The following is a 23610-nucleotide window of genomic DNA, read 5'->3' on the forward strand; positions in this document are numbered from 1 at the left end:
GCGATGATCCTGTCGAGGCACTGGACACTGGCGGTCGCAGCCGCAGCGGAAGCGGCGACCGGGCTGGCATTTCTGGCCGCACCGTCGACTGTCGGGCGGTTCCTGTTCGGTGCGGAGATCGGCGGTGCGGGCGTTCCGGCGGCGCGGGTGGCCGGTATCGCCCTGATTGCGCTGGCGATCGCCAGCTGGCGCGGTTCGCCGCTGCAGGCCATGCTCTTCTACAATGCCGCCGCCACGCTCTACCTGGCCTGGCTCGGCCTTGCCGGCACCTTCGTCGGCGTCTTCCTGTGGCCCGCCGTCGTCTTTCATGCCGTTCTCACTGTCCTGCTTGCAGCAGGTCGGAGATGAAGCGCTGACCGTCGGGACGACGGATGGAATTTCGGCAATCGATTCAAAGGCTGGCGCCGCCGGCCATGCCCGCAAGCCACCGCCGGGTCATACTGATGGCCGTTCCGTCACGGATACACCGCGAGGCGTCGCGGCGAGGCGGAGCCGACGCCTTGTGCGAGGGAGGGACGCGTTTCCTCGCATGGAGGGGTCCGCAGAAAGGCCTTCCTCTGGAGACGGCGGGATAATCCCGAGTTGCGCTCCGGACGTGTCCGGGTGGCACACAGGTCAGTTGCCGGCGCAAACCGCCTGCGGCTGGAGCAGATTGGCGGAGTTGCGGACAAAAACCGTCGAACGGGGCGCTGAAAGGTGCCACACAACTATACTCAGATGAGGCAGCTTCCAGCGCCCCGTCCGAACCATGCGCATGACACATGACCCAGGGCACACAACGCGGGCGGAGCTTCCGTCGCGCGCACGCCCATTGCTGTCCGATGGCCACGAGGTGATCGCGGAGAAGCTCCCGGGAAAGACGGATAAGCTGCCGGCCTATCGGCCGTTCAGGTCGGTGACGACCCAGCGGTAGAAATAATAGATCGCGACCGAGGTGACGAGCAGGGGCCACATAGGGACGAGTTCAGGCATGAGATCGCTCTGGGACTGGCGGGCGTTTCCGCGCCGCCGTTCGGATCGCGGCGCGGCGCAGACAGGGTTAATGAAGTCTTCATGCTCGCTCTCCGGCCGGCGGGCAAGTCCTCAAGAAGTTGTTCACATACTGTTTTGCAGGTCCTGTGTCCTTTTTCACCACGCCTGCCGGAGAGGACCCGCCGCACGCGCTGCTCAAATGGAGCCTCGGCCAAGCGTCCGGGTTAAGCCCTCCCCCTTGTGGGGAGGGTGGGGTGGGGTCTTCATTCCTATGCGATTGCCCCGGGCGTTCCCGCCGCAAGCCTTGACAAATCGGACCGGTCATGCGCTTTTCCGCCCGATTTTGAAGACGCGCGGCCCCGCTTTCCCGATCTGGCCGCGCCGCATTCCAGGATAGAACAATGCACCGTTACCGCAGCCATACCTGCGCCGCCCTCCGCAAGTCCGACGTCGGCCAGACGGTCCGTCTTTCCGGCTGGGTCCACCGCGTCCGCGACCATGGCGGCGTGCTCTTCATCGACCTGCGCGACCACTACGGCATCACCCAGGTCGTCGCCGATCCGGACAGCCCCGCCTTCAAGGTCGCCGAGACCGTTCGCGGCGAGTGGGTCATCCGCATCGACGGGCTCGTCAAGGCGCGCACGGACGAGACGGTCAACAAGAACATGCCCACCGGCGAGATCGAGCTCTATGCCCACGAGATCGAAGTGCTCTCGGCCGCCAGGGAACTGCCGCTGCCGGTGTTCGGCGAGCCGGACTATCCCGAAGACGTGCGCCTGAAGTACCGCTTCCTCGACCTGCGCCGCGAGACGCTGCACAAGAACATCGTCAAGCGTACGCAGATCATCGCTTCCATGCGCCGCGAGATGAACAATGTCGGCTTCACGGAATATTCGACGCCGATCCTGACGGCGTCCTCGCCGGAAGGCGCGCGCGACTTCCTGGTGCCGAGCCGTATCCACGAGGGCACGTTCTACGCCCTGCCGCAGGCGCCGCAACAGTACAAGCAGCTTTTGATGGTCGCCGGTTTCGACCGCTACTTCCAGATCGCCCCCTGCTTCCGCGACGAGGATCCGCGCGCCGACCGCCTGCCGGGCGAGTTCTACCAGCTCGACCTGGAGATGAGCTTCGTCGAGCAGGAAGACGTCTGGAACACGATGGAACCGGTGATCCGCGGCATCTTCGAGGAGTTTTCGAACGGCAAGCCGGTCACCCAGACCTTCCGCCGCATCGCCTATGACGACGCCATCCGCGCCTACGGCTCCGACAAGCCGGACCTGCGCAACCCGATCGAGATGCAGACCGTCACCGATCACTTCGCCGGTTCCGGCTTCAAGGTGTTCGCCAACATGATCGCCTCGAACCCGAAGGTCGAGGTCTGGGCGATCCCGGCCAGGACCGGCGGCAGCCGCGCCTTCTGCGACCGCATGAATGCCTGGGCGCAGTCGACCGGCCAGCCGGGGCTCGGCTACATCTTCTGGAAGGAAGAGGACGGCAACATCGCAGGCTCTGGGCCGCTCGCCAAGAACATCGGCGAAGAGCGGACCGAAGCCCTGCGCACCCAGCTGGGTCTCGAAGCGGGCGACGCCTGCTTCTTCGTTGCCGGCGACCCGGCCAAGTTCTACAAGTTCGCAGGCGAGGCCCGCACGCGGGCCGGCGAGGAACTGAACCTCGTCGACCGCGACCGCTTCGAGCTCTGCTGGATCGTCGATTTCCCGTTCTTCGAGTATAACGAGGACGAGAAGAAGATCGACTTCGCCCACAATCCGTTCTCCATGCCGCAGGGCGGCCTCGAGGCACTCGAGAACCAGGATCCGCTGACGATCAAGGCCTACCAGTACGACATGGTCTGCAACGGCTTCGAGATCGCCTCGGGCTCGATCCGTAACCAGTCGCCGGAACTGATGGTCAAGGCGTTCGAGAAGGTGGGCCTCAGCCAGGCGGACGTGGAAGAGCGCTTCGGCGGCCTCTACCGCGCCTTCCAGTACGGCGCGCCGCCGCATGGCGGGATGGCGGCCGGCATCGACCGCGTGGTCATGCTGCTGGTCGGCGCCAAGAACCTGCGCGAGATCTCGCTGTTCCCGATGAACCAGCAGGCGCAGGACCTGCTGATGGGCGCGCCGTCCCCGGCAACCCCGGCACAGCTACGCGAACTGGCGTTGCGCGTGACCCCGACGCCGAAGAAGGACTAAGGGCCTTGCTGCAGACGCTGCTCGAACGCGGCCGCGCAGCTTTCTCCCGTGCCCTGGCGGCGGCTCTGTCCGCCGCCCTGGCCTACTGGCTGGCGCATCTGCTGTTCGGCCAGCCGCAGCCGCTCTTCGCCGCGATCAGCGCGCTGATCTGCCTGGCGCCCGGCATCCCCGACCACCTGCGCCAGGGCGCCAACCTGCTTGTCGGCGTGACGGTCGGCATCCTCGTCGGCGAACTGGCGTTCCTGATCCCCTACGAATGGGGCGAAGTCAGGCTCGCCAGCGCCACGTTCCTGGCGATGATCCTCGCCTCGCTGTTCGGCCTCGCGCCGGTCGTCCCCATCCAGGCCGGCGTCTCCGCCATGCTCGTCCTCCTGATGGGCCCGCAATCCGCAGGGCTCGCCCGTTTCCTCGACGTCATCCTGGGCGTGGTGATCGGCGTCACGGTGGCCGTCGTGTTCTTTAGGGCCAAGCGGGAGGACTGAACGAGCTTGCTCGTGTGAATTGTCACAAAACGTTCATAAGCGATTGAGTTTACGTTAAATATCTTACGGTCATAGGTCAGGCTCCGTTCCCGTTTCGATGGCGCGTCCCATGTTCCTGTTGTCAAAACTTAAAATCGCCCACCGCGTGATGTTGCTCGGCGCACTTGCGGTGACCGGCATCGCGGTGATTGCCGGGATCCTGCTCGTCCAGCGGCAGGTCGAGGCGCAAAGTCGCGAGGTCGGTTACCGGCTCGCCGCCCGCGAGGCCGAGTTCGTCAGCCTCTCTGCCGATTTCCTGGCCGCCCGGCTGAACGAAAAGGATTTCCTGCTCGCCCGCGAGATGGCCGCAAGTGCCGCTTTCGAGGCGACCGCCGATGCGGCGACGACCCGCCTCGAAAACCTCCGCGCCGCGGCCGCCCCGACGCTATCGGCCGAGCTCGAGGAGATCGAGGCGCGCTTTGCGGCCTATCGCACCGCCTTTGCCGGGCTCGTCGCGATCAACGAGGAACTGGGTCTCGACCAGTCCACGGGGCTGGAAGGCGCGATGCGCTCCGCCGTGCACGACATCGAGGAGCAGTTGCAGGGCGTGGACGATACCGGCGTAGTCGCCAGCATGCTGATGTTGCGCCGCCACGAGAAGGACTTCATCCTGCGCCGCGATCCGGAATACATCGACCGCCACGCCGGCGAGGCCGAGATCTTCACCGGCCTGGTGCGCAAGCTCTACCGGCCCGGCGCCCAGCGCCAGCGGGTGATGGAGCGGTTCGACGTCTATAGAAACGCCTTCCGCCTCTATGCCGAGGCGAGCCTGAAGGAGACCGCTGCCCGTGCGGCGGTGACCGCCGCCCATGCGGCCATCGAGCCGGCGAAGGAGCGCGCGACGGTGCTTTTTGCGGCCGAGCGCACCGGCCACGTTGCCGCAACCGACGCGTCGGCGGCCCGGACGATCAAGGTGGTCGCGGCACTCATCGCCGGCGCCGCGATGGCATTGCTGCTGGCCGTCTGGCTGGTCGGCCGGTCGATCGTGCGCCCGATAGGGCGGATGACGGCGGCCATGCGCGCGCTCGCCGGCGGCCGGACCGAGATCGCCGTACCGGGACTGGAGCGGCGCGACGAGATCGGCGCCATGGCGGCCGCGCTGGAGGTGTTCCGGAAGGCGGCAATCGACAACCGGCGGCTCGAGGAGCAGGCGGAGGCCGAACGCGGCAAAGCCGAAGCCGAGCGCATCGCCATCCAGGCGGCGGCCGAGGCCGAGGCGAACGAGCGGCTGATGCAGGCGACCGGCGGCTTGGCCACCGGCCTGCGGCGTCTCGCCGACGGCGACCTCGACTTTGCGCTGGCGGAGCCGTTCTCCCCCGAATTCGAGGGACTGCGCCACGATCTGAACCAGGCGCTCGGGCAACTCGGCGGGACGCTGGCGCAGATCGCCACCGCCGGCATCACCATCGACGGCGGCAGCCGCGAGATCAGCGCCAGCGCCGAGACGCTGTCGGGCCGCACTGAGCGGCAGGCGGCAGCACTGGAGGAGACGGCGGCCGCGCTCGACGAGATTACGGCCAACGTCACCCAGGCCGCGGAACGGGCACAGGAGGCCCGCGACGTCGCCACCCGCGCCAACGCCAATGCCGAGCGCACGGCAGAGCTCGTCGGCGGCACCGTCGGCGCGATGGAGCGGATCGAGCAGTCGTCACGGCGGATATCGAGCATCATCGGCGTCATCGACGAGATCGCCTTCCAGACCAACCTGTTGGCGCTCAACGCCGGCGTCGAGGCCGCACGCGCCGGCGAAGCGGGCAGGGGCTTCGCCGTCGTGGCCCAGGAAGTACGCGAACTCGCCCAGCGTTCCGCGGTGGCCGCGAGGGAAATCAAGGAACTGATCCGCCAATCGAGCACCGAGGTCGAGGACGGCGTCGGCATCGTCCGCAACACCGGCACGGCGCTGGAAGCGATCGGCAGCGAGGTCAAGGCGATCCACGCCCTCATGGAGGCGATCGCCGTTTCCGCCCGCGAGCAGTCGCTGGGCCTGAAGGAGGTCAATCAGGCCGTCAACCAGATGGATCAGGGCACCCAGCAGAACGCCGCCATGGTCGAGGAGAACACGGCCGCCAGCGCCGTTCTCGCCGCCCAGGCGGAGCGGTTGCGCGACCTCGTCGCCGGCTTCCGGCTGCCGGCAGCAGTCGAGATCCGGGAGGTAGCCACAACCCGGCCGGGGCAGGTCTTGCGCTTCGGCGGCCAGGGCCGCTGAGGGGCGTGTCGCCCCGGATAGCGGACGGAGCCTGCACAGAAAAACCCGGCGGGATCGCCGCCGGGTCGTTCAATTTCGGGTTCTTGAGCCGCCCGATTTACTCGTTCGCCTTCACCGTCACGCCCAGCACCTGCGGGATCGTGTTCGGTGCGCCCATGGCGGCGCCCATGATCATCGGGAAGGGGACCGGGGCTGCCGGTGCGGCGATAATCGTCAGGCTCCTGGGGTCGTCGAGATAGGTGTTGACCGCCTGCGCGATCTGGTTCTGCAATTCGGGCATGTTGAGCTGCGCGATCATCAGCGGCGCCAGACCCTTCAGCGACTGCGCCATCTGCTCGCCGCTGACGCCCTGTTCGGCGCCGACGACGTCCAGCACCTTCTTGGTCAGCGAGGCGTCGGCAAAGCTGATCTTGGCGTTGTTGAAGGTCAGCTGCTGCATTAGCCCCATCATCGACATGCCGAGCGCGTTGTTGGCTTCATCCTTGTTGGGATTGGCCTGGCTCGCCTCGACCGCCTCGCGCATCGCGTTGATGAAATCCAGCGTGTAGCCGGAAATGGCGAAGGAGAGGTCGAGCCTGCCGATATCGGCGAAGTCTAGCGCGTACTCGTCGACCGACATCAGGCCGGTGTCGAGCGCCCAGCCGCCCTTCATGCTGGCCTTGCCGCTGATCGTGGTCAGGCCCAGCTTCTGGATGGTCTCGCGGCTCTTCGGGTCCTCGACCTGGCTGAGGTCCGCCTTGATGCCGGAGACGGTGCCGTCATAATCGAGCCCGGCATTGTCGGCGCGGCGCACGACATTGCCCTCCATGCCCGACAGGGAGAAGACCTCGGTGCCCTTGCTTGCGACCGTGACTGGGCCGGAGCTGGCGCGCTCGTAGAAGAGCATGGTGTCGAGCGACTTGCCATCGGCATTCGCCGGGATGACCAGCCCGCCGAGCTGCATGTCGCTCGCCGTGATGGTCATGTCGCCCTCGGTGCGGTTGACGTCGGCAAAGCGGACCGTCTCGACCGTGTAGCCGCCGTCGCCGTCCTCTGCCACGCCCTCGAGCCTGACGTCGCCGATCTCCGTCGGCTCGCCGCCGGTCGGCGTCACCTTCGTGCCCTGCAGGGTGAGGTTGTCGCCGTCGGTGACGATGCTGCCGAAGGAGACGGTCAGCCCGCTTGCGCCGTTCGCCGCGTTCAGCTTGGCGACGAGGTCGGCGCCGTCGAGCGCGAAGGCGGGGCTTGCGAGGGCTGCAAGCGCAACGCCTGTCAGCATCGTGCGGAGAGTGCGGTAATGAAACATCGGAATTCCTCTTGTCTGGCAATATGATGACGGGTGCCGTCTCCCGCACTTAAACGTGTGGCGTGCGGACAATATTCGCGCGCGGTTAAGCATCTGTGCAGGGCCAATCTAGAGGGCGAAGGGCCCGGAAATGTGACCAGGACCGGGCGGCTATCCACAGCGCAATCGCCCGGATTTCTTGCTGCGAATCGGCTTGTTCGCTAGTCAAGTCCCATGGGACAAGAGATTTTGCCGCCCGGTGGCGGAGACGACGACAATATCCTTCCGGTCGACCTCAAGGCGGCGCTCGAAGAGCGCTATCTCGCCTATGCGCTGTCGACCATCATGCACCGGGCCTTGCCCGACGTTCGCGACGGCCTCAAGCCGGTCCACCGCCGCATCGTCCACGCCATGCGCGCGCTTAGGCTCGATCCGGGACAGGCCTACAAGAAATGCGCTCGTATCGTCGGCGACGTGATGGGTAAGTTCCACCCGCACGGCGATGCCTCGATCTACGACGCGCTGGTGCGCCTGTCGCAGGATTTCGCCATCCGCTATCCGCTCGTGGACGGGCAGGGCAACTTCGGCAACATCGACGGCGATAACGCGGCTGCGATGCGTTACACCGAAGCGCGCATGACCGACGTCGCCACGCTGATCCTGGAAGGGATCGACGAGGATGCGGTCGATTTTCGCCCGACCTACAACGAGGAGGACGACGAGCCGGTCGTGCTGCCGGGCTCCTTCCCCAACCTGCTCGCCAACGGCGCGTCCGGCATCGCGGTCGGCATGGCCACCTCGATCCCGCCGCACAACGCGCACGAGCTCTGCGACGCGGCCCTCTACCTGATCAAGAACCCGGACGCGACGGTCGATGAACTGATGTTCGACCCGGCCAACCCGCAGAAGGGCGGCATCGAGGGCCCGGATTTCCCGACCGGCGGCGTGATCGTCGAGAGCCGCGCCAGCATGCTGGAATCCTATCGCACCGGCCGCGGCGGATTCCGCGTGCGGGCGAAGTGGGAGATCGAGGATCTCGGCCGCGGCGGCTACCAGATCGTCGTCACCGAAATTCCCTACCAGGTGCAGAAGTCGCGGCTGATCGAGAAGATCGCCGAGTTGTTGCTGGCGCGGAAAGTTCCGCTGCTGGAGGATATCCGCGACGAATCCGCAGAGGACGTGCGCATCGTGCTCGTGCCGAAGAGCCGCAGCGTCGACGCTGCGCTCTTGATGGAATCGCTGTTCAGGCTGTCGGAGCTGGAAAGCCGCATTCCGCTCAATATGAACGTGCTTTCCATGGGGCGTGTACCGCGCGTGATGGCGGTGAACGAGGTGCTGTCGGAATGGCTGGCGCATCGCCGCGAGGTGCTGCTGCGCCGTTCGCGCCACCGGCTCGCCGCGATCGAGCGCCGGCTGGAGATCCTCGGCGGCTACCTCGTCGCCTATCTCAACATCGATGAGGTCATCCGCATCATCCGCGAGGAGGACGAGCCGAAGCCCGCCCTGATGGTGCGCTTCACGCTCACGGACCTGCAGGCTGAATCGATCCTCAACATGCGGCTGCGCTCGCTGCGCAAGCTCGAGGAATTCGAGATCCGCACCGAGTTCGACGGTTTGACCAAGGAGAAAGCGGAGATCCAGTCGCTGCTGGAGTCGGAAGCCAAGCAGTGGCAGACCGTCGCCTGGCAGATCGGCGAGGTGAAGAAGAAATTCGCCAAGGCGACCGAGATCGGCCGTCGCCGCAGCCAGTTCTCGGACGCGCCCGAGACCGACATCGAGGCCATCCAGCAGGCGATGATCGAGAAGGAGCCGGTGACCGTCGTCATCTCCGAGAAGGGCTGGATCCGCGCGCTCAAGGGCCACATGGCCGATACGTCCGGCCTGCAGTTCAAGGAGGGCGATGCGCTCAACGTCGCCTTCCCGGCGCAGACGACGGACAAGATCCTGATCGTCACCACCGGCGGCAAGGCCTACACGCTCGGCGCCGACAAGCTGCCGGGCGGGCGCGGGCACGGCGAGCCGCTGCGCATCATGGTCGACATGGAAAACGACCAGGACGTGCTGACGGCCTTCGTGCACGACTCGGCCCGCAAAGTGATCCTCGCCTCGCAGGCCGGCAACGGCTTCGTCATCGCCGAGACGGAGATGGTCGCCAATACCCGCAAGGGCAAGCAGGTCATGAACGTCGGCATGCCGGACGAGGCCAAACTCGTGGTGCCGGTGCGCGGCGATCACGTCGCCGTCGTCGGCGAGAACCGCAAGATGCTGATCTTCCCGCTCGTGCAACTGCCGGAAATGTCGCGCGGCAAGGGCGTGCGCTTGCAGCGCTACAAGGACGGCGGCGTATCCGACCTTCGCTGCTTCGCTATGGGCGACGGCCTTTCCTGGGACGATAGCGCTGGCCGCACCTTCGTCCGCACCAAAGAAGAGCTCACGGAATGGATCGGCGACCGCGCCGGCGCTGGCCGCACCGTGCCGAAGGGTTTTCCGCGCAGCGGCAAGTTCAGCGGCTAGGCTCAGGCGGTTGGCGGCAAAGGGACGGTGAAGTCGCGCAGGAAACGGGTCGCCCCGTCCTCGTCGATTTCGCCGGCGGCCACACCGAGCACGAACTCAATCACCATGCCCTGGTCCGCCTGGATCAGGTGCCCGTTGATATAGAGGAACATGAAAGCCGCCAGAAATCCGGTTCGCTTGTTGCCATCCGAGAAGGGGTGGTTACGGACGATGCCGTAGAGGTAGGCGGCAGCAAGCACGAACAGGTCGTCCTCGCCATAAGCCGCCTTATGCTGCGGCCGTGCAAGCGCCGCCTCCAGCGCATTTTCGTCTTTCAATCCCGGCAGGCCGCCATGTTCTCGCAACTGGTCACCATGGACGAGCTCGATGGCCTCACGGGTGAGCCACTTCAACTGGTTCATTTGGCGAGTTCGCGCAGGGCGACACGGTATTTCTCCATGCCGATGCTCGCAGCGCGGAGTTGTTCGGCGAGTTCCGCATTTTGCGGCACGAGCGTCAGCTGGCCGTTTTCTTCCGTCACGGCAAATTCGTCCCCCGCCTTCAATCCAAGCCGCTCCAGCACCTCTTTCGGGATGATGATGCCTTCGGAATTGCCGATCTTGCGGATGGTGACGTTCATGGCCGTGTCCTCATGTTGCAACGGTGTTATAACATGGCCGGCGACCCGCCGCAATTCAAGCGGTCAAGCCTGTGTCGCCGCGATCTCCGGTCTGACGTTGCGCAGCCGCGCCGCCCTTGCCTTGCTGCGCATCTGCCATAGCGAATGCACGAACAGTGCCGCAACCAGGATGGAGCCGCCGACGAGCGTCTGGCTGGAGGGGCGCTCGGTGAAGATGATCCACACCCAGATCGGCGCGAGGATGGTCTCCAGCAGGTAGAACATGCCGACCTCGGGGGCGGAGAGATAGCGCGGGCCGGTGGCGAGGCACCAGAAGGCCAGCGGGATCATCACCAGCCCGTTGAAGAGGATGAAGCCGGGCTGTTCGACCTGGAACGTCCCGCCCGGCAGCATGATCAAGGCGACGGCGGCGGGGATGATCGCGGCGACGAGCGGCACGAACCCCATGTCGGCCCCGCTCTTGCGGCTGATGGTGATCGCGCTGGCGAGAACGAACGCGTTCAGCGCCGCCATCGCGTCGCCGAAGAGATTGCCGCTGGTCAACCCGTCCTGCACGATCAGCGCGACGCCGCACACCATGGCGGCCATGGCGAGCAGCGTTGCATTGGCCGGGCGCTCGCCAAGAAAGATCCATGACAGCAGTGCCGCGAACATCGAGGTGAAGGCGAGGATGAAGACCACGTTTGCCGTCGTCGTGTTGAAGACGGCGAGCATGAAGGTCAGCGACCCGATGCCGTAGAGCGCGCCGGCGAGGAAACCCGCGCGACCGGGAATGAGCGTGATCGGACGTCCCAGCAGAAGGCGCACGACCGACCACACGACGAAGGCGACGGCGCAGGTCGCAAGGCTGCGCACCGCCAGCACCGACCAGACCTCGCCGTGCGAGGAGCGGATCAGGGGAATGTCGAAGGAGAGCGCCAGGCCGCCGATGGCGGTGATCAGCAGGCCCTTGCGGTGCAGGGCGGGGTCTTGGACGTATGACAAGCGAAAATCCGATTCTCAGTCAGAGGATTCGCCATCATAGCGTTCCCAGCCGCGTGCCATCAGGTGCTCCTGCGGCAAAAACTTTGTTTTATAGTCCATCTTCCGCGATCCCTTGACCCAATAGCCGAGATAGACATGGGGCAGGCCCAGCGCCTTCGCGCGCCGGACATGGTCCAGGATCATGAAGGTTCCGAGCGAGCGTTGGTCCTCGGCGGGATCGAAGAAGGAATAGACCATCGACAGGCCGTCACCCATCCGGTCCGTCAGGGCGACGGAGACCAGTTCGCCGCGCGGCCGCTCCTCTATGCCCGATCCCTCCGCGCGCTTGCGGTACTCGACGATCTTCGTGTGGACATGGGTATCCTCCACCATCATCGCATAGTCGAGCACCGACATGTCCGACATGCCGCCCTTCTGGTGGCGGCGGTCGAGGTAGCCGCGGAAAAGGGAATACTGCTCGCTCGACGGCTCGGCGGGATATTCGTAGCCGACCAGGTCGGCATTGGCGGCGATCACGCGCCGCATCGAGCGCGTCGGCCGGAATTCGTTGACGATGATGCGCACCGAGATGCACGCCCGGCAGGTCTCGCAGGCGGGGCGGTAGGCGATGTTCTGGGAACGGCGGAACCCGCCCTGGGTGAGAAGGTCGTTGAGTTCGGGCGCGCGCTCGCCGACCAGATGGGTGAAGACCTTCCGCTCCATTTCGTGCGGCAGGTATGGGCAAGCAGCCGGAGCCGTCAGATAGAACTGGGGGGCGGGGTTCGTCTGGGTATTCATGGTTTCGGCGCGCGACTCCAACCGGGCCTGACTATCAATATTAGCATGGCGCAGTTGAGGAAAAGGTCAACCGGCCCCGGCCGGGCGAAACATTACAAATGAAGGGCATCCGGAGCCTCCTTTCGAAGAATGCCGACAGCGCAAAGGCTGAGGGCACAACGACGGCAGGCACTCCGGATGCAGACGGTGCTACAGGCTGGAACGCCTTACGACGACGGTGCCGAGCAGGAGATCGTGCAAGAGGCGGCTGCGGTCGGTGAAGAGGCCGATCAACAGGATGAACGGAGTCAGCAGCGCATTGCCGATCCAGAACAGCACGAGGTAGACGATGGAGGTGAGGAAATCCATCGGCCGCCCGTCGGTCCGCATGACGGCGAGATCCATCACGTTCATGCCGACGCTCGCCTGGTTCGGCCCGCCGACCGTCAGGCCGAAGTAGAGCATGGCGACGATGACGAACAGCGCCGGATAGAGCATCCAGCCAAGCCCCAGCGTGATGATGCCGAGAAAGAAGACGGCCACGGCCGCCGGCACCCAGAGCAGGGCGACGATCGCATAGTCGATCAGAAAGGCGAAGATCCGTCGCGACAGCACGCCCCGGTAGGCGCGCCAGTCCGTGCTCGGCAGACGGGCCTCGTCAATATTGCTCATCGAATGGCTCCTACGTTCAATCATGTTCCTGATATGGGAATTGCCGGTGCGAATGCAACAAACGCACGCGGTATCCCCCGGAAAGCCGATGCGACCGGTTCGGGCGGTCAGCCCTTCTTCGCCAGCGCCCTTGCCACCTCGACGGCGAAATAGCTGAGGATGCCGTCGCAGCCGGCGCGCTTGAAGGCAAGCAGCGTCTCCATCATCACCCGGTCGCCGTCGATCCAGCCGTTCATGGCCGCGGCCTTGATCTGCGCATATTCGCCCGACACCTGGTAGGCGAACACCGGCAGGCCGAACGCCTCCTTCATCCGCCAGCAGATGTCGAGATAGGGCAGGCCCGGCTTGACCATCAGCATGTCCGCGCCCTCCTCGACGTCGAGGGCTGCGTCGCGGATCGCCTCGGTGCCGTTGGCGGGGTCGATGTAATAGGTCTTCTTGTCGCCCTTGAGCAGACCGCCGGTGCCGATCGCCTCGCGGTAGGGGCCATAGAAGGCGGAGGAGAACTTCGTTGCGTAGGACATGATGCCGACGTTCTGGTGGCCCGCGTCGTCGAGCGCCTGGCGGATCGCGCCGATCCGCCCGTCCATCATCTCGGACGGCGAGATGATGTCGGAGCCCGCGTCCGCCTGGACGACGGCGGCCCTCGCCACCTGTTCCACGGTCTCGTCGTTGACGATCTCGCTGCCGCGCAGGATCCCGTCGTGGCCGTGGCTGGTGAAGGGATCGAGCGCCACGTCGGTGATCACGCCGATCTGCGGCACGTGCTGCTTCAGCGCCCGCGTCGCCTGGTTGATGAGATTGTCGGCGGCAAGGCTGTTCGATCCCGTCTCGTCGCGCAGGCTCATCTCGATGTTGGGGAAGGTGGCGAGCGCAGGCACGCCGAGGTCGGCCGCTTCCTTCGCCGCCTCGACCAGGCGGTCCACGCTCATCCGGTTGACGCCCGGCATGGAGGGGATCGGCTCGACGACGTTTGTGCCCGGAACGACGAAGATCGGCCAGATCAGGTCGTCGACCGTCAGCCGGCTTTCCTGAACGAGGCGCCTCGTCCAGTCCGCCTTGCGATTGCGGCGCATGCGCCGGTGGCCGGTGATCTGGTCGACGATATGGGTCATGGGTCCTGTCCTTGCGATGGTCTGTCTTCTCATAGCATGCCGATCGCTCCATACCAGAATGCGGCGCCCAGGCGAATGCGTCACGAAGCCCTTGCGGCGGACATTGACGCTTTATGGGCGATGGCAGGCTGCTATTGTCCGCCCATGGCTTCTGATTCTCCAAACGTGCCGCGATGGACGCTGACGGACACGCTGTACATGCTGTTCCTGCGGATGATGGCCATCATCTGCCTGTGGTTCGCGCTGCAGTACTGGGCGATGCTGACCGGCTTCTCGCTGGAGGGGAGGGGGCGCTTCGACCTCCTGCCGCCGGCCTGGAAGGCGGCGTCGACGGCGCTGGCCGTCATGTTCCCCGTCGCCGCCGTAGGCCTGTGGCTGCTGGCGCCCTGGGGCGCGGTCATCTGGGTGCTCGCGGCGGCGACCGAGATCGCCATGCACGAGTTCTATCCCTCCATCTTCGGCATCAAGCCGCTGCTCGTCATCGCCCACCTGGCAGTCGCCGCCGTGTACGTCCTTTTCCAGCTCGCCCTGTTCCTGCAGAGGCGCAAGCAGGCAAGGCAGGTAAGGACTGATTTACCCTGAGACACGGTCGCGCTCTGGTAAGGCGCTGTTAAGGCTGCGGTTTAAGTAGAATTTTAGATGCATTCGATAGGGTCTCACTCAAGGCGGGAAAAGACACCGCCACCAAAACAGTGAGGCAGAAAATGAACACGAAGCTTAAGCCGCAGGCACCCGCCATCGATCAGCAGGAAGTTGCAATCCGCAATCTCTACCTGGAATCCCTCCATCTCGTCGAGCGTTTGCACCGTCGCCTGCTCGACGTCATCAAGGACGAATTCGACCGTGGTGGCCGTTCCGACGTCAACGCCGTCCAGGCGCTGCTCCTCTTCAATATCGGCAATTCCGAGCTGACCGCCGGCGAGCTCCGCTCGCGCGGCTACTATCTCGGCTCGAACGTCTCCTACAACGTCAAGAAGCTGGTCGACCTCGGCTTCATCAACCACCAGCGCTCCCGCGTCGACCGCCGCTCTGTCCGCATCAGCCTGACCGAGACCGGCCAGGAAGTGGCAGAGACGGTCGCCAGACTCTACGAGCGTCACATCGGCTCGATCCAGAAGGTCGGCGGCATCGGCGAGAACGAGTTCACCGAAATGAACCGCCTGCTCCAGCGCCTCGACCGCTTCTGGAACGACTCGATCCTGTACCGCCTGTGATGGGGGCAGGATCAGCACTGCGGCGGCAGGACATGCGCGCCGCAAGTGCCGGATCTCATTGCAACGACGTCAGCGCACGCCGGCAGCGCCGGCGAGGCGGCTGAAGACCGCTTCCAGAACCAGGGCGCCGTAGTCTGCGTTCATGTGGTGCATGTCGTCCTCGGGATGCTCGCGCTTACCGTCGAGACGGAGCGATCCCCTGCTGTAGCGCATATCGGTCATCGCGCCGTCCACGAGCACGTCAGCGGGCGGAAAGACGACCTTGTCCCTTCCCATCACCTGCTCGATCGCATCCCGGTACAGCGAGGCGACGGCTGGTCCGTGCGCGCCGGCGACGAGGTCCATGACCGGATCTTCCTGAGGCTTCAGCCTTATCTCCGATGACGGCAGAGGCGTCGTCACATAAAGCACGCGCGCAGCGCCTTGCCTTGCCATCTTGGTGATGTATCTGTTGGCCAAGCTCTTGCGGATCTTCGACGAGAGAATTTCGGCAAACAGCCGGTCGGAAACAAGATCGAACTGTGTCTGGTCGTCGCGGGCCGTCTCGTCCACAAGGGTATAGGGACGCCAGCGGCCGGTCACGCTCAGGGCGCCGATCAGGTTAAGTCCGCAGCCGACCACCACGACAACATCGTAGCGGTCGAGCTCAATCGACTCGGCGCCCAGCGTCTTCTCGAAATACTTCCGTGAATGGTCCGACGTCGGGACGACCGTGCCATGCTCGATCGCAAGATTCCGGATCTGGACTCCGGGCACCCCCAGGAACGACACCTCGTGACGATGGCTGTGCCTGATCTGTTTCCAGCCGAGCTTCAGCGCGCCGATATGGGAGTTTCCGATCATGCAGATTTTCATCGCCATCACGCAAACGCCTCCAGCAGCGCCTCTTCGCAGACCACGTCTCCCCGCGTCTCCTCCTGCCGGGGCTTGCCCTTCTGCGCCTTGCCCTTCTGGCCGTTTGCGCGCTTGCTCTTGCCGGCCACCTCGACCTCCTGCGATTTCAGAAACGTGCGCATGACGTGATTGACGCCGTGCCGGTTCACCGAGCGCATGTTCGGCTCGTAGAAGAAACCGCGCGTGGAAGGCGAAACGATGATTTCGTAGGACGGGAAATAGTCGACGTCCTCGAACTTGCCGTAGAGCGAGCCGCAAACCGCGCGCAGGACGGATTTCGAATAGGTGGTGGCGACGAGCACGTTCTGTCCCGATGCCGTGGCAGTCAGCGGCACCGGGGAGACGGTGAACAGGAAGCGCATGCCGGGGTTGATCGCCTTGAGCAGACGCCTCGCTTCGATCATGTCCTGCAGGACTTCCTCGGCATCGAAGTTCTTGAACGCATGTTTCCCGGCGTCGAACGTTCCGGCGATAACGCCCGGGCAGGTTGGATATACGGTGCCGGAGGCAATATCCTGCCACGTTTCCGTCAGCCCGAGGGTGAAGATGAAGATGTCCGTCGTCTCCAGCATGGCCTTGACCTTGCCCAGGTGCTGGCGGCGGTGCGCCATTGCCTCTGCCAGGCTTTCGAGGCCCTTCGGCTCCACCGAGGGACGGTGTGCATCATAGTAGCGTCCGTCGCGCATCCAGAAATCGGCCTCGCGGACAGTTCCGGAAACGCAGTCATGCAGGAGTTGCAGGAGTTGGCGGGCAGTGTAGATGTTGCCATACCGGGCGGAGTAGATGCCGTAGCCGAAGGTTTCGGCCATCTGCGGGGCCAGTCCGTCAGGTGCCGGCTCCTGGTCGAGAACGGAAAATCCACTCGACCTCAGGGCCCTGCCGACATGCTGGGCGAAGCAACTGCCGGCGACCGCGATCCGGTCCGTAAGGCCGATTCGGAACTTGGGAGAATACAGTTCCTCCATATCCAGCGGGTGCATTTCCGCCACCGCGCTACGCCAGTAGCGAGAGGGTGGAAGATTGCTGTAGGGGGTGGGCGCGCGGCGGTCTGAAGTCATCGAACTGCTCTTGTGAATGGGCTAGTGACGGTATTTTGCCCGGACACTATTTCAGCTGTCCTGCAAGAGCAATCGAGCATTCGGAAACACCCGTGAAGGGGCTCCGGTAACAACGACATCACGTCCGCGTGACGCCCGCATGCCGCTGCCAGACACGCTTTGGCCATATTACTGTGAGAGCGAGAGGATGGCCGCAGCCATGCGTGTTCGGCATGGCCGGTCTCCGTTTGTTAACCCTGTTCGTATTAGGTTCCGTGGGATATGAGCCTCGTGGCGCAAGATTCGTACGGGCGATGGTCGCTTGCGGCCTGGCAGAGAATGGTAGGATAGATGTCTCGCAAGATCGGAATTGATGTGTTTTCGCGCCGCGCCTTCCTGCGTTCCGCAGCCTCCGTCGGGGCTGCCGCCGTTGCCGGATCGGCCGTCGCCCAGACAGCGATCGACGACATCCTCAACGCAACGGGACGGGGCAACTGGGACGACCAGTTCGACGCCAAGGCGTCGCGCACCGCGACCGCCGTCGTCTCCAACAATCCGATCTTCGGTCCCGGTTCGGCCGGCCATATCCAGCAGGCGATCTTCGACTACCAGAACATCGTCTCCAGCGGCGGCTGGCCGATGGTCAACGCCCCGCAGAAGCTCGAGCTCGGCGTCAGCGATCCCTCCGTCCAGCAACTGCGCCAGCGCCTGATCATCTCGGGCGACCTGCCGCGCTCCGCTGGCATCTCGAACGCCTACGATTCCTATGTCGACGGCGCGGTCAAGCGCTTCCAGGCCCGCCACGGCCTGCCCTCGGACGGCGTGCTCGGCGAATTTACGCTGAAGGCGATGAACGTCTCCGCCGACGTCCGCCTCGGCCAGCTCAATACCAACCTCGTCCGTATCCAGGCCATGTCCGGCGACCTTGGCCATCGCTTCGTGATGGTGAACATCCCGGCCGCCTACATCGAGGCGGTCGAGAACAATCGCGTGGCGCTCCGCCATGCCGCCATCGTCGGCAAGATCGACCGTCCGACGCATGCCATCAATTCCAAGATCTACGACGTTACCCTGAACCCGTACTGGACCGCTCCGCGCTCGATCGTCGAGAAAGACATCGTGCCCCTGATGCGCAAGGATCCGACCTACCTGACGCGCAACGCGATCCGCCTGCTCGACGGCAAGGGCAACGAGGTGGCACCGGAGACGATCGACTGGTTTGCCGACAAGGCGCCGAACCTGATGTTCCGGCAGGACCCCGGCAAGATCAACGCCATGGCCTCGTCGAAGATCAACTTCCACAATCCGAACAACGAATACATGCACGACACGCCGTCGCAGGGCCTGTTCAACAAGCTGATGCGATTCGAATCCTCCGGCTGCGTGCGCGTGCAGAACGTCCGCGACCTCATCACCTGGCTTCTGCGCGATACGCCGGGCTGGTCGCGCCAGGAGATCGAGCGCGTCATCTCCACGCGCCAGAACACGCCGATCAAGCTCGCCCAGGAAGTACCGGTCTATATCGTCTACGTCACGGCCTGGTCGGCGACCGACCGCGTCGTACAGTTCCGCGACGACATCTACGAACTGGACGGGGCGGCCGAACTGGCCCTGCAGACCAATATCGGCGTCGAGCAGGCTGCCGGATCGATCGAACAGGACTTCCTGCCGCAGTAAGTCCGAAGTGCCAGGATTTTGCGGGGCCGTGCAATCGGAAGGTTGCGCGGCCCTTTCCGTTCTGCCCGGCAGCGGGCGTCGTATTTATTCCAAAGCCGGGCTGGAAATGCCGCAATCGGCACAGCGGATATTGCCCTTGCCATGCGAGGACGATAAACACCGTGCCACCGTCTTACAGGAGCCTCGAGGATGAGCCTTTCTTCCAACACCGAAGCATTCTTCTCCCGCTCGCTTGCCGATACCGATCCGGATATCTTCGGCGCGATCGAGAAGGAACTCGGCCGCCAGCGTCATGAGATCGAACTGATCGCCTCGGAGAACATCGTCTCGCGCGCCGTGCTCGAGGCCCAGGGCTCGATCATGACCAACAAGTACGCCGAAGGCTATCCGGGCAAGCGCTACTACGGCGGCTGCCAGTTCGTCGACATCGCCGAGGAACTGGCGATCGAGCGAGTCAAGAAGCTGTTCGGCGTGAACTTCGCCAACGTCCAGCCGAACTCGGGCTCGCAGATGAACCAGGCCGTGTTCCTGGCGCTGCTGCAGCCGGGCGACACCTTCATGGGTCTCGACCTGAACTCGGGCGGCCACCTGACCCACGGCTCGCCGGTCAACATGTCCGGCAAGTGGTTCAACGTCGTCTCCTACGGCGTGCGCGAGGGCGACAACCTGCTCGACATGGATGCTGTTGCCGAAAAGGCCCGCACCCATAAGCCCAAGCTGATCATCGCAGGCGGTACTGCTTATTCGCGCATCTGGGACTGGAAGCGTTTTCGCGAGATTGCGGACGAGGTGGGCGCCTATCTGATGGTAGACATGGCCCACATCGCCGGCCTCGTCGCCGGCGGTCAGCACCCGTCGCCGTTCCCGCACTGCCACGTCGCCACCACCACCACGCACAAGTCGCTTCGCGGCCCGCGCGGTGGCGTGATCCTCACGAACGACGAGGATCTGGCGAAAAAGTTCAACTCGGCCGTGTTCCCCGGCCTGCAGGGCGGCCCGCTGATGCACATCATCGCCGCCAAGGCCGTTGCCTTCGGCGAGGCGCTGCAGCCCGATTTCAAGGACTACGCGGCCCAGATCGTCAAGAACGCCAAGGCGCTGGCCGAGACGCTGATCGCCGGCGGCCTCGACATCGTCTCCGGCGGCACCGACAACCACCTGATGCTGGTCGACCTGCGCAAGAAGAACGCCACCGGCAAGCGTGCCGAGGCGGCCCTTGGTCGCGGCTACATCACCTGCAACAAGAACGGCATCCCCTTCGACCCCGAAAAGCCCTTCGTCACCTCAGGCATCCGCCTCGGCACGCCGGCGGGCACCACGCGCGGCTTCAAGGAGGCAGAGTTCAAGGAGATCGGCAACCTGATCGTCGAGGTTCTGGACGGCCTGAAGGTCGCCAATTCCGACGAGGGCAATGCCGCAGTCGAAGCCGCAGTCCGGGAAAAGGTGGTCAAGCTGACCGACCGCTTCCCGATGTACCCCTACATGTAAGGACAGTCATGCGCTGCCCCTACTGCGCCTCGGAAGATAGCCAGGTGAAGGATTCCCGTCCTGCAGAGGACGGGGCCGCCATCCGTCGCCGCCGCATCTGCCCGGATTGCGGCGGCCGCTTCACCACCTTCGAACGCGTGCAACTGCGTGAACTGATGGTGCTGAAGAAGACGGGCCGCAGGGCTCCCTTCGAGCGCGAGAAGCTGATGAAGTCGTTCGAGATCGCGCTGCGCAAGCGGCCGGTCGATCGCGACCGGATCGAGCGCGCGGTCTCGGGCATCGTGCGCCGGCTGGAGAGCTCCGGGGAGACCGAGATTTCCTCCGAGCAGATCGGCCTGCAGGTTCTGGAGGCGCTGAAGGCGCTGGATGACGTGGCCTTCGTCCGCTACGCCTCCGTCTACCGCGATTTTTCGCATGTGGACGATTTTGAAAAGACGCTCAGCGAGGTCGCCGCGAAGATCGCGCGCGACCCTGGCGACGAGGGCTGAGCATGGCGGATGCGGCGGAAGACCAGCGCTTCATGGCCGCCGCGATCCGGCTGAGCCTGCGCAACCTCGGCCGCACCGCCAACAATCCTTCCGTCGGCTGCATTCTGGTGAAGGACGGGCGCGTGCTTTCCACCGGCGTCACCGACATCGGCGGCCGGCCGCATGCCGAGCGTATCGCGCTGGCGCAGGCGGGCGAGGCGGCGCGCGGCGCGACCGCCTACGTCACCCTCGAGCCCTGTTCCCACCATGGCAAGACGCCGCCCTGCGCCGATGCGCTGATCGAGGCGGGTGTCGCGCGGGTGGTGGTGGCCGTGCGCGATCCGGACGAACGCGTCTCGGGCAGGGGATTTGCGATGCTCGAGGCGGCGGGGATCGCGGTCGAGACCGGCGTGCTGGCCGCAGACGGGCACCGGGCACTGGCCGCCTATCTCATGCGGCAAGTGAAGAAACGTCCCTATGTCACTCTCAAACTGGCGGTTTCGCCGGATGGCATGATCGGCCGGCTTGGCGCTGGCCAGTTTGTCGTCACCGGCCCCGTGGCGCGCGGGCAGGTGCAGGTCCTGCGCGCTGCGAGCGATGCGATCCTGATCGGCGTCGGCACGGCCGAGGCGGACGATCCGGAACTGACCTGCCGCCTGCCGGGGCTCGGTGACCGCTCGCCGATCCGCATCGTCCTCGATCGCGACCTGAGGCTGCCTCCGTACGGAAAGCTGGCGCTCACCGCGCACAGCGTGCCGGTGATCGCAATCGCAGCCGAGCCGCCGCGTTTCGACGACACCGAGGACCAGGCGTTTCTCGCCCGGCGCGCCGTGCTGGACGAGGCGGGCGTCGAGGTCGTGCAGTGCGATCCGCACAAGCTGCCGGTGCTTCTGGCGGCATTGGCATCGCGCGGCATCTCCTCGCTTCTGGTCGAGGGGGGCGCGTCCGTCGCGTCGAGCTTCTTGGCGGCGGGGCTCGTCGATCGCATCCATCTCTACGCGGGAGCCGTACCCATTGGCGAAGGGGGGATCCGATCCCCACTTGTGCCCGGAACGGCGCCTGCAGGCTTCTCGCTCGTGCGCACCCTGCGGTTCGGCCCTGATTTGTTCGAAGAATACGAAAGAGATTAGCGATGTTCACTGGAATCGTAACGGATGTCGGCACGGTGGAGCGGGTCGAGCCCATGAACGAGGGCGTGCGGCTGCGGGTGCGCACGGCCTATGACCCGGCGACGATCGACATGGGCGCCTCGATCTCCCATTCCGGCACCTGCCTGACGGTGACCGCGCTGCCGGCGGCAGGCTCCAACGAACGCTGGTTCGAGGTCGAAGCCTGGGAAGAGGCGCTGCGGCTGACGACGATCGCCGCCTGGAAGGCGGGCACGTGCGTCAATCTCGAGCGCTCGCTGAAGATCGGAGACGAGCTCGGCGGCCATCTCGTCTCCGGCCATGTCGACGGCAAGGCGGAAATCCTGTCCGTCGAGGCCGAGGGCGACGCCACCCGCTATACGCTGCGCGCACCCGCCGGCCTCGAGCGCTTCGTCGCGCCGAAGGGTTCGGTCGCGCTCGACGGCACCTCGCTCACGGTCAACGGAGTCGAGGGCGACGTGTTCGACGTCCTGTTGATCCGGCACACGCTCGAGGTGACGACATGGGGCGAGCGCAAGGCTGGCGATTTCGTCAATTTCGAGGTCGACACCATGGCGCGCTATGCCGCCCGCCTTGCCGAATTCCCGGCCTCAAGGACGATCTAGATCATTCGTTCGAGGTCTAGCTCCGCTGGTGGATATCCACTTTAGCGGTACTCCCTCCTCCTGAAGACCGATCGCTATCCCCTCCGTGGTACCCGGCGCAACCGTTTTCGGGGCCGGGGAGCGGGTGGACGCATGTTCCTTAACATCCCTGATTGCGGCAGGATGTGTTGTGTACGGTAGCGGATCGTGAGAGGCAGGGGAGAGTGCTATGTCTATGAATGGTAAGGGACGTTCCGAGTTCAATCGGGCCCGACGCAATTTCCTCGGCGCGGCAGTGGCCGCAGGCGCGAAGGCAGCCGCCATCGGCGTCATGGCGACGAGTATGTTTCCCGGCAGCGCCCTGGCCCACCGCGGGCGCAAGGGCAAGCCGGGCTGGGGTCCGCGCTGTTTCCTGCGCGGCACGGCGATTGCGACCCCGAAGGGTGAAGTTCTGGTCGAGAACCTTCGCGTCGGCGACCGCGTCACGACGGTGACCGGCAAGAGCATGGCCGTTCGCTGGATCGGCCGGCAGACCTTCAAGCGGACGGGGGCCGCATGGACGCGTAACGTGATGCCGGTCCGCATTGCCCGCGGTGCGCTCGCCGATGGCGTTCCGGCGCGGGACCTGTATCTGTCGCCTTACCATCACCTGCATGTGGACGGCGTGCTGATCCAGGCCAAGGATCTGGCCAACGGCCGTTCGATCGCTCCGGCAATGCCGAAGGGGCATGATACGGCCGACTATTTCCACATCCTGCTGGACAGCCACGAAATCGTGCTGGCCGAGGGTGCGCCGGCCGAGACCTTCCGCATCGAGGCGGCCAACTACGAGATCTTTGCCAACTTCGCCGAAGTGACCAAGGTCATGCCGGATGCGGCCACGCTCACCATGGCGTCCTTCGCCCCCGTCATGCACCAGCGCGGCCGCGATCACCTCAAGGCCCTGCTGCGGACGGTCGTGATGCCGTTCGCCAAGGCGGAAGACCCGATCGGCGATGCCCATGAGCGGCTTGCCGAACGCGCCAAGACGCTCGCCTGAGCCGATAGGGGCTCCCCGGCGGGAGCCCGTCCGCCCCGGAAGCAGCCGCGGACCGCGGCTCTGACTGGCCAAAGCCTTGTGCCGGACGTCGATTTTTAGAACATGCCACCAAAGGGGGCCGTCACGCCGGACTTGATCCGGCGTCCAGCGCGCTCAAGTCCTTGAGCGCAAAGGGTTCCTTTGCACCGCGGACGCGGCGCTGCTAGACCCCGGATCAAGTCCGGGGTGACGAAAGACAAGGGTTCGC

At 65.0% G+C, this 23610-nt stretch carries 22 protein-coding genes; 13 read left to right on the forward strand and 9 right to left on the reverse strand.

The window, feature by feature from the left end; translation table 11 throughout:
* Positions 1–3: 3 nt before the first annotated feature.
* From GGQ64_RS20065 to GGQ64_RS20080, 4 genes are all read left to right on the forward strand, one after another.
* Positions 4–348, forward strand: a complete 345-nt coding sequence (locus tag GGQ64_RS20065; RefSeq protein WP_183807096.1) for a hypothetical protein — start codon at positions 4–6, stop codon at positions 346–348.
* 1025 nt (positions 349–1373) lie between these two features.
* The gene (aspS, locus tag GGQ64_RS20070; RefSeq protein ID WP_183807097.1) at positions 1374–3164 is read left to right on the forward strand and encodes an aspartate--tRNA ligase; all 1791 of its coding nucleotides are present in this window, start codon (positions 1374–1376) and stop codon (positions 3162–3164) included.
* Between the two features lie 5 nt (positions 3165–3169).
* A complete protein-coding gene (locus GGQ64_RS20075) occupies positions 3170–3646 on the forward strand; it encodes an FUSC family protein (protein WP_183807098.1) in 477 nt (158 codons plus the stop codon).
* 109 nt (positions 3647–3755) lie between these two features.
* A complete protein-coding gene (locus GGQ64_RS20080; protein ID WP_183807099.1) occupies positions 3756–5891 on the forward strand; it encodes a methyl-accepting chemotaxis protein in 2136 nt (711 codons plus the stop codon).
* 97 nt (positions 5892–5988) lie between these two features.
* Here GGQ64_RS20080 and GGQ64_RS20085 read toward each other — a convergent pair whose 3' ends face one another.
* Positions 5989–7176: a hypothetical protein gene (locus tag GGQ64_RS20085; RefSeq protein ID WP_183807100.1), complete on the reverse strand. Its 1188-nt coding sequence runs from the start codon at positions 7174–7176 to the stop codon at positions 5989–5991.
* 213 nt (positions 7177–7389) lie between these two features.
* On the opposite strand from GGQ64_RS20085, the gene parC reads away from it, so the two are divergent.
* Positions 7390–9669, forward strand: a complete 2280-nt coding sequence (gene parC, locus GGQ64_RS20090) for a DNA topoisomerase IV subunit A (protein ID WP_183807101.1) — start codon at positions 7390–7392, stop codon at positions 9667–9669.
* Between the two features lie 2 nt (positions 9670–9671).
* Here parC and GGQ64_RS20095 read toward each other — a convergent pair whose 3' ends face one another.
* The 6 genes from GGQ64_RS20095 to hemB all read right to left on the reverse strand — a co-directional run bounded on the left by GGQ64_RS20095 (position 9672) and on the right by hemB (position 13815).
* Complete coding sequence (locus GGQ64_RS20095) at positions 9672–10070, reverse strand: type II toxin-antitoxin system death-on-curing family toxin (protein WP_183807102.1); 399 nt, start codon at positions 10068–10070, stop codon at positions 9672–9674.
* Complete coding sequence (locus GGQ64_RS20100; protein ID WP_183807103.1) at positions 10067–10288, reverse strand: AbrB/MazE/SpoVT family DNA-binding domain-containing protein; 222 nt, start codon at positions 10286–10288, stop codon at positions 10067–10069. Before GGQ64_RS20100 ends, GGQ64_RS20095 begins: the two co-directional genes overlap by 4 nt.
* A 63-nt stretch (positions 10289–10351) precedes the next feature.
* Complete coding sequence (locus tag GGQ64_RS20105) at positions 10352–11272, reverse strand: DMT family transporter (protein WP_183807104.1); 921 nt, start codon at positions 11270–11272, stop codon at positions 10352–10354.
* A 15-nt stretch (positions 11273–11287) separates the two neighbouring features.
* Positions 11288–12049 carry an arginyltransferase gene (locus GGQ64_RS20110; protein ID WP_183807105.1) on the reverse strand — a complete coding sequence of 254 codons (762 nt, stop codon included), beginning with the start codon at positions 12047–12049 and terminating at the stop codon, positions 11288–11290.
* A 189-nt stretch (positions 12050–12238) separates the two neighbouring features.
* The gene (locus GGQ64_RS20115; protein ID WP_183807106.1) at positions 12239–12700 is read right to left on the reverse strand and encodes an RDD family protein; all 462 of its coding nucleotides are present in this window, start codon (positions 12698–12700) and stop codon (positions 12239–12241) included.
* A 107-nt stretch (positions 12701–12807) separates the two neighbouring features.
* The gene (hemB, locus tag GGQ64_RS20120) at positions 12808–13815 is read right to left on the reverse strand and encodes a porphobilinogen synthase (protein WP_183807107.1); all 1008 of its coding nucleotides are present in this window, start codon (positions 13813–13815) and stop codon (positions 12808–12810) included.
* 144 nt (positions 13816–13959) lie between these two features.
* On the opposite strand from hemB, the gene GGQ64_RS20125 reads away from it, so the two are divergent.
* Complete coding sequence (locus GGQ64_RS20125; protein ID WP_183807108.1) at positions 13960–14397, forward strand: DUF6163 family protein; 438 nt, start codon at positions 13960–13962, stop codon at positions 14395–14397.
* Positions 14398–14519: 122 nt separating this feature from the next.
* Positions 14520–15029, forward strand: coding sequence for a transcriptional regulator LdtR (gene ldtR / locus GGQ64_RS20130; protein ID WP_183807109.1), 510 nt, complete (start codon positions 14520–14522; stop codon positions 15027–15029).
* 69 nt (positions 15030–15098) lie between these two features.
* Here the strand turns inward: ldtR and GGQ64_RS20135 are convergent, their stop codons facing one another.
* Together GGQ64_RS20135 and GGQ64_RS20140 are read right to left on the reverse strand one after the other, a co-directional pair.
* Complete coding sequence (locus GGQ64_RS20135) at positions 15099–15890, reverse strand: hypothetical protein (protein WP_183807110.1); 792 nt, start codon at positions 15888–15890, stop codon at positions 15099–15101.
* Complete coding sequence (locus GGQ64_RS20140) at positions 15890–16981, reverse strand: GSCFA domain-containing protein (RefSeq protein ID WP_183807111.1); 1092 nt, start codon at positions 16979–16981, stop codon at positions 15890–15892. Before GGQ64_RS20140 ends, GGQ64_RS20135 begins: the two co-directional genes overlap by 1 nt.
* A gap of 330 nt (positions 16982–17311) precedes the next feature.
* Between GGQ64_RS20140 and GGQ64_RS20145 the strand changes: the two genes are divergently transcribed.
* The 6 genes from GGQ64_RS20145 to GGQ64_RS20170 all read left to right on the forward strand — a co-directional run bounded on the left by GGQ64_RS20145 (position 17312) and on the right by GGQ64_RS20170 (position 23363).
* Positions 17312–18637 (forward strand): L,D-transpeptidase family protein, encoded by a 1326-nt coding sequence (locus GGQ64_RS20145; protein ID WP_183807112.1) that lies wholly within the window; start codon positions 17312–17314, stop codon positions 18635–18637.
* Between the two features lie 189 nt (positions 18638–18826).
* Entirely contained in the window at positions 18827–20125 is a 1299-nt protein-coding gene (gene glyA, locus GGQ64_RS20150) for a serine hydroxymethyltransferase (protein ID WP_183807113.1), read from the forward strand.
* Positions 20126–20133: 8 nt separating this feature from the next.
* Positions 20134–20613 carry a transcriptional regulator NrdR gene (nrdR, locus tag GGQ64_RS20155; protein WP_183807114.1) on the forward strand — a complete coding sequence of 160 codons (480 nt, stop codon included), beginning with the start codon at positions 20134–20136 and terminating at the stop codon, positions 20611–20613.
* A 2-nt stretch (positions 20614–20615) separates the two neighbouring features.
* Positions 20616–21722: a bifunctional diaminohydroxyphosphoribosylaminopyrimidine deaminase/5-amino-6-(5-phosphoribosylamino)uracil reductase RibD gene (ribD, locus tag GGQ64_RS20160; protein WP_183807115.1), complete on the forward strand. Its 1107-nt coding sequence runs from the start codon at positions 20616–20618 to the stop codon at positions 21720–21722.
* A 2-nt stretch (positions 21723–21724) separates the two neighbouring features.
* A complete protein-coding gene (locus GGQ64_RS20165) occupies positions 21725–22345 on the forward strand; it encodes a riboflavin synthase (protein WP_183807116.1) in 621 nt (206 codons plus the stop codon).
* A 208-nt stretch (positions 22346–22553) separates the two neighbouring features.
* Entirely contained in the window at positions 22554–23363 is an 810-nt protein-coding gene (locus tag GGQ64_RS20170) for a Hint domain-containing protein (RefSeq protein WP_183807117.1), read from the forward strand.
* Positions 23364–23610 lie beyond the last annotated feature (247 nt).

The sequence above is a fragment of the Mycoplana azooxidifex genome, from assembly GCF_014196765.1.
GTDB lineage: Bacteria > Pseudomonadota > Alphaproteobacteria > Rhizobiales > Rhizobiaceae > Mycoplana > Mycoplana azooxidifex.

Excerpts from the sequence above, each read along its gene's own strand:
- GGQ64_RS20085 (WP_183807100.1), bottom strand. The coding sequence starts at position 7,176 with ATGTTTCATTACCGCACTCTCCGCACGATGCTGACAGGCGTTGCGCTT.
- nrdR (WP_183807114.1), top strand. The coding sequence starts at position 20,134 with ATGCGCTGCCCCTACTGCGCCTCGGAAGATAGCCAGGTGAAGGATTCC.
- GGQ64_RS20065 (WP_183807096.1), top strand. The coding sequence starts at position 4 with ATGATCCTGTCGAGGCACTGGACACTGGCGGTCGCAGCCGCAGCGGAA.
- GGQ64_RS20095 (WP_183807102.1), bottom strand. The coding sequence starts at position 10,070 with ATGAACCAGTTGAAGTGGCTCACCCGTGAGGCCATCGAGCTCGTCCAT.
- GGQ64_RS20100 (WP_183807103.1), bottom strand. The coding sequence starts at position 10,288 with ATGAACGTCACCATCCGCAAGATCGGCAATTCCGAAGGCATCATCATC.
- ldtR (WP_183807109.1), top strand. The coding sequence starts at position 14,520 with ATGAACACGAAGCTTAAGCCGCAGGCACCCGCCATCGATCAGCAGGAA.
- ribD (WP_183807115.1), top strand. The coding sequence starts at position 20,616 with ATGGCGGATGCGGCGGAAGACCAGCGCTTCATGGCCGCCGCGATCCGG.
- GGQ64_RS20115 (WP_183807106.1), bottom strand. The coding sequence starts at position 12,700 with ATGAGCAATATTGACGAGGCCCGTCTGCCGAGCACGGACTGGCGCGCC.
- GGQ64_RS20135 (WP_183807110.1), bottom strand. The coding sequence starts at position 15,890 with ATGGCGATGAAAATCTGCATGATCGGAAACTCCCATATCGGCGCGCTG.
- glyA (WP_183807113.1), top strand. The coding sequence starts at position 18,827 with ATGAGCCTTTCTTCCAACACCGAAGCATTCTTCTCCCGCTCGCTTGCC.
- aspS (WP_183807097.1), top strand. The coding sequence starts at position 1,374 with ATGCACCGTTACCGCAGCCATACCTGCGCCGCCCTCCGCAAGTCCGAC.
- GGQ64_RS20125 (WP_183807108.1), top strand. The coding sequence starts at position 13,960 with ATGGCTTCTGATTCTCCAAACGTGCCGCGATGGACGCTGACGGACACG.
- GGQ64_RS20145 (WP_183807112.1), top strand. The coding sequence starts at position 17,312 with ATGTCTCGCAAGATCGGAATTGATGTGTTTTCGCGCCGCGCCTTCCTG.
- hemB (WP_183807107.1), bottom strand. The coding sequence starts at position 13,815 with ATGACCCATATCGTCGACCAGATCACCGGCCACCGGCGCATGCGCCGC.
- GGQ64_RS20140 (WP_183807111.1), bottom strand. The coding sequence starts at position 16,981 with ATGACTTCAGACCGCCGCGCGCCCACCCCCTACAGCAATCTTCCACCC.
- GGQ64_RS20165 (WP_183807116.1), top strand. The coding sequence starts at position 21,725 with ATGTTCACTGGAATCGTAACGGATGTCGGCACGGTGGAGCGGGTCGAG.
- GGQ64_RS20170 (WP_183807117.1), top strand. The coding sequence starts at position 22,554 with ATGTCTATGAATGGTAAGGGACGTTCCGAGTTCAATCGGGCCCGACGC.
- GGQ64_RS20080 (WP_183807099.1), top strand. The coding sequence starts at position 3,756 with ATGTTCCTGTTGTCAAAACTTAAAATCGCCCACCGCGTGATGTTGCTC.
- parC (WP_183807101.1), top strand. The coding sequence starts at position 7,390 with ATGGGACAAGAGATTTTGCCGCCCGGTGGCGGAGACGACGACAATATC.
- GGQ64_RS20110 (WP_183807105.1), bottom strand. The coding sequence starts at position 12,049 with ATGAATACCCAGACGAACCCCGCCCCCCAGTTCTATCTGACGGCTCCG.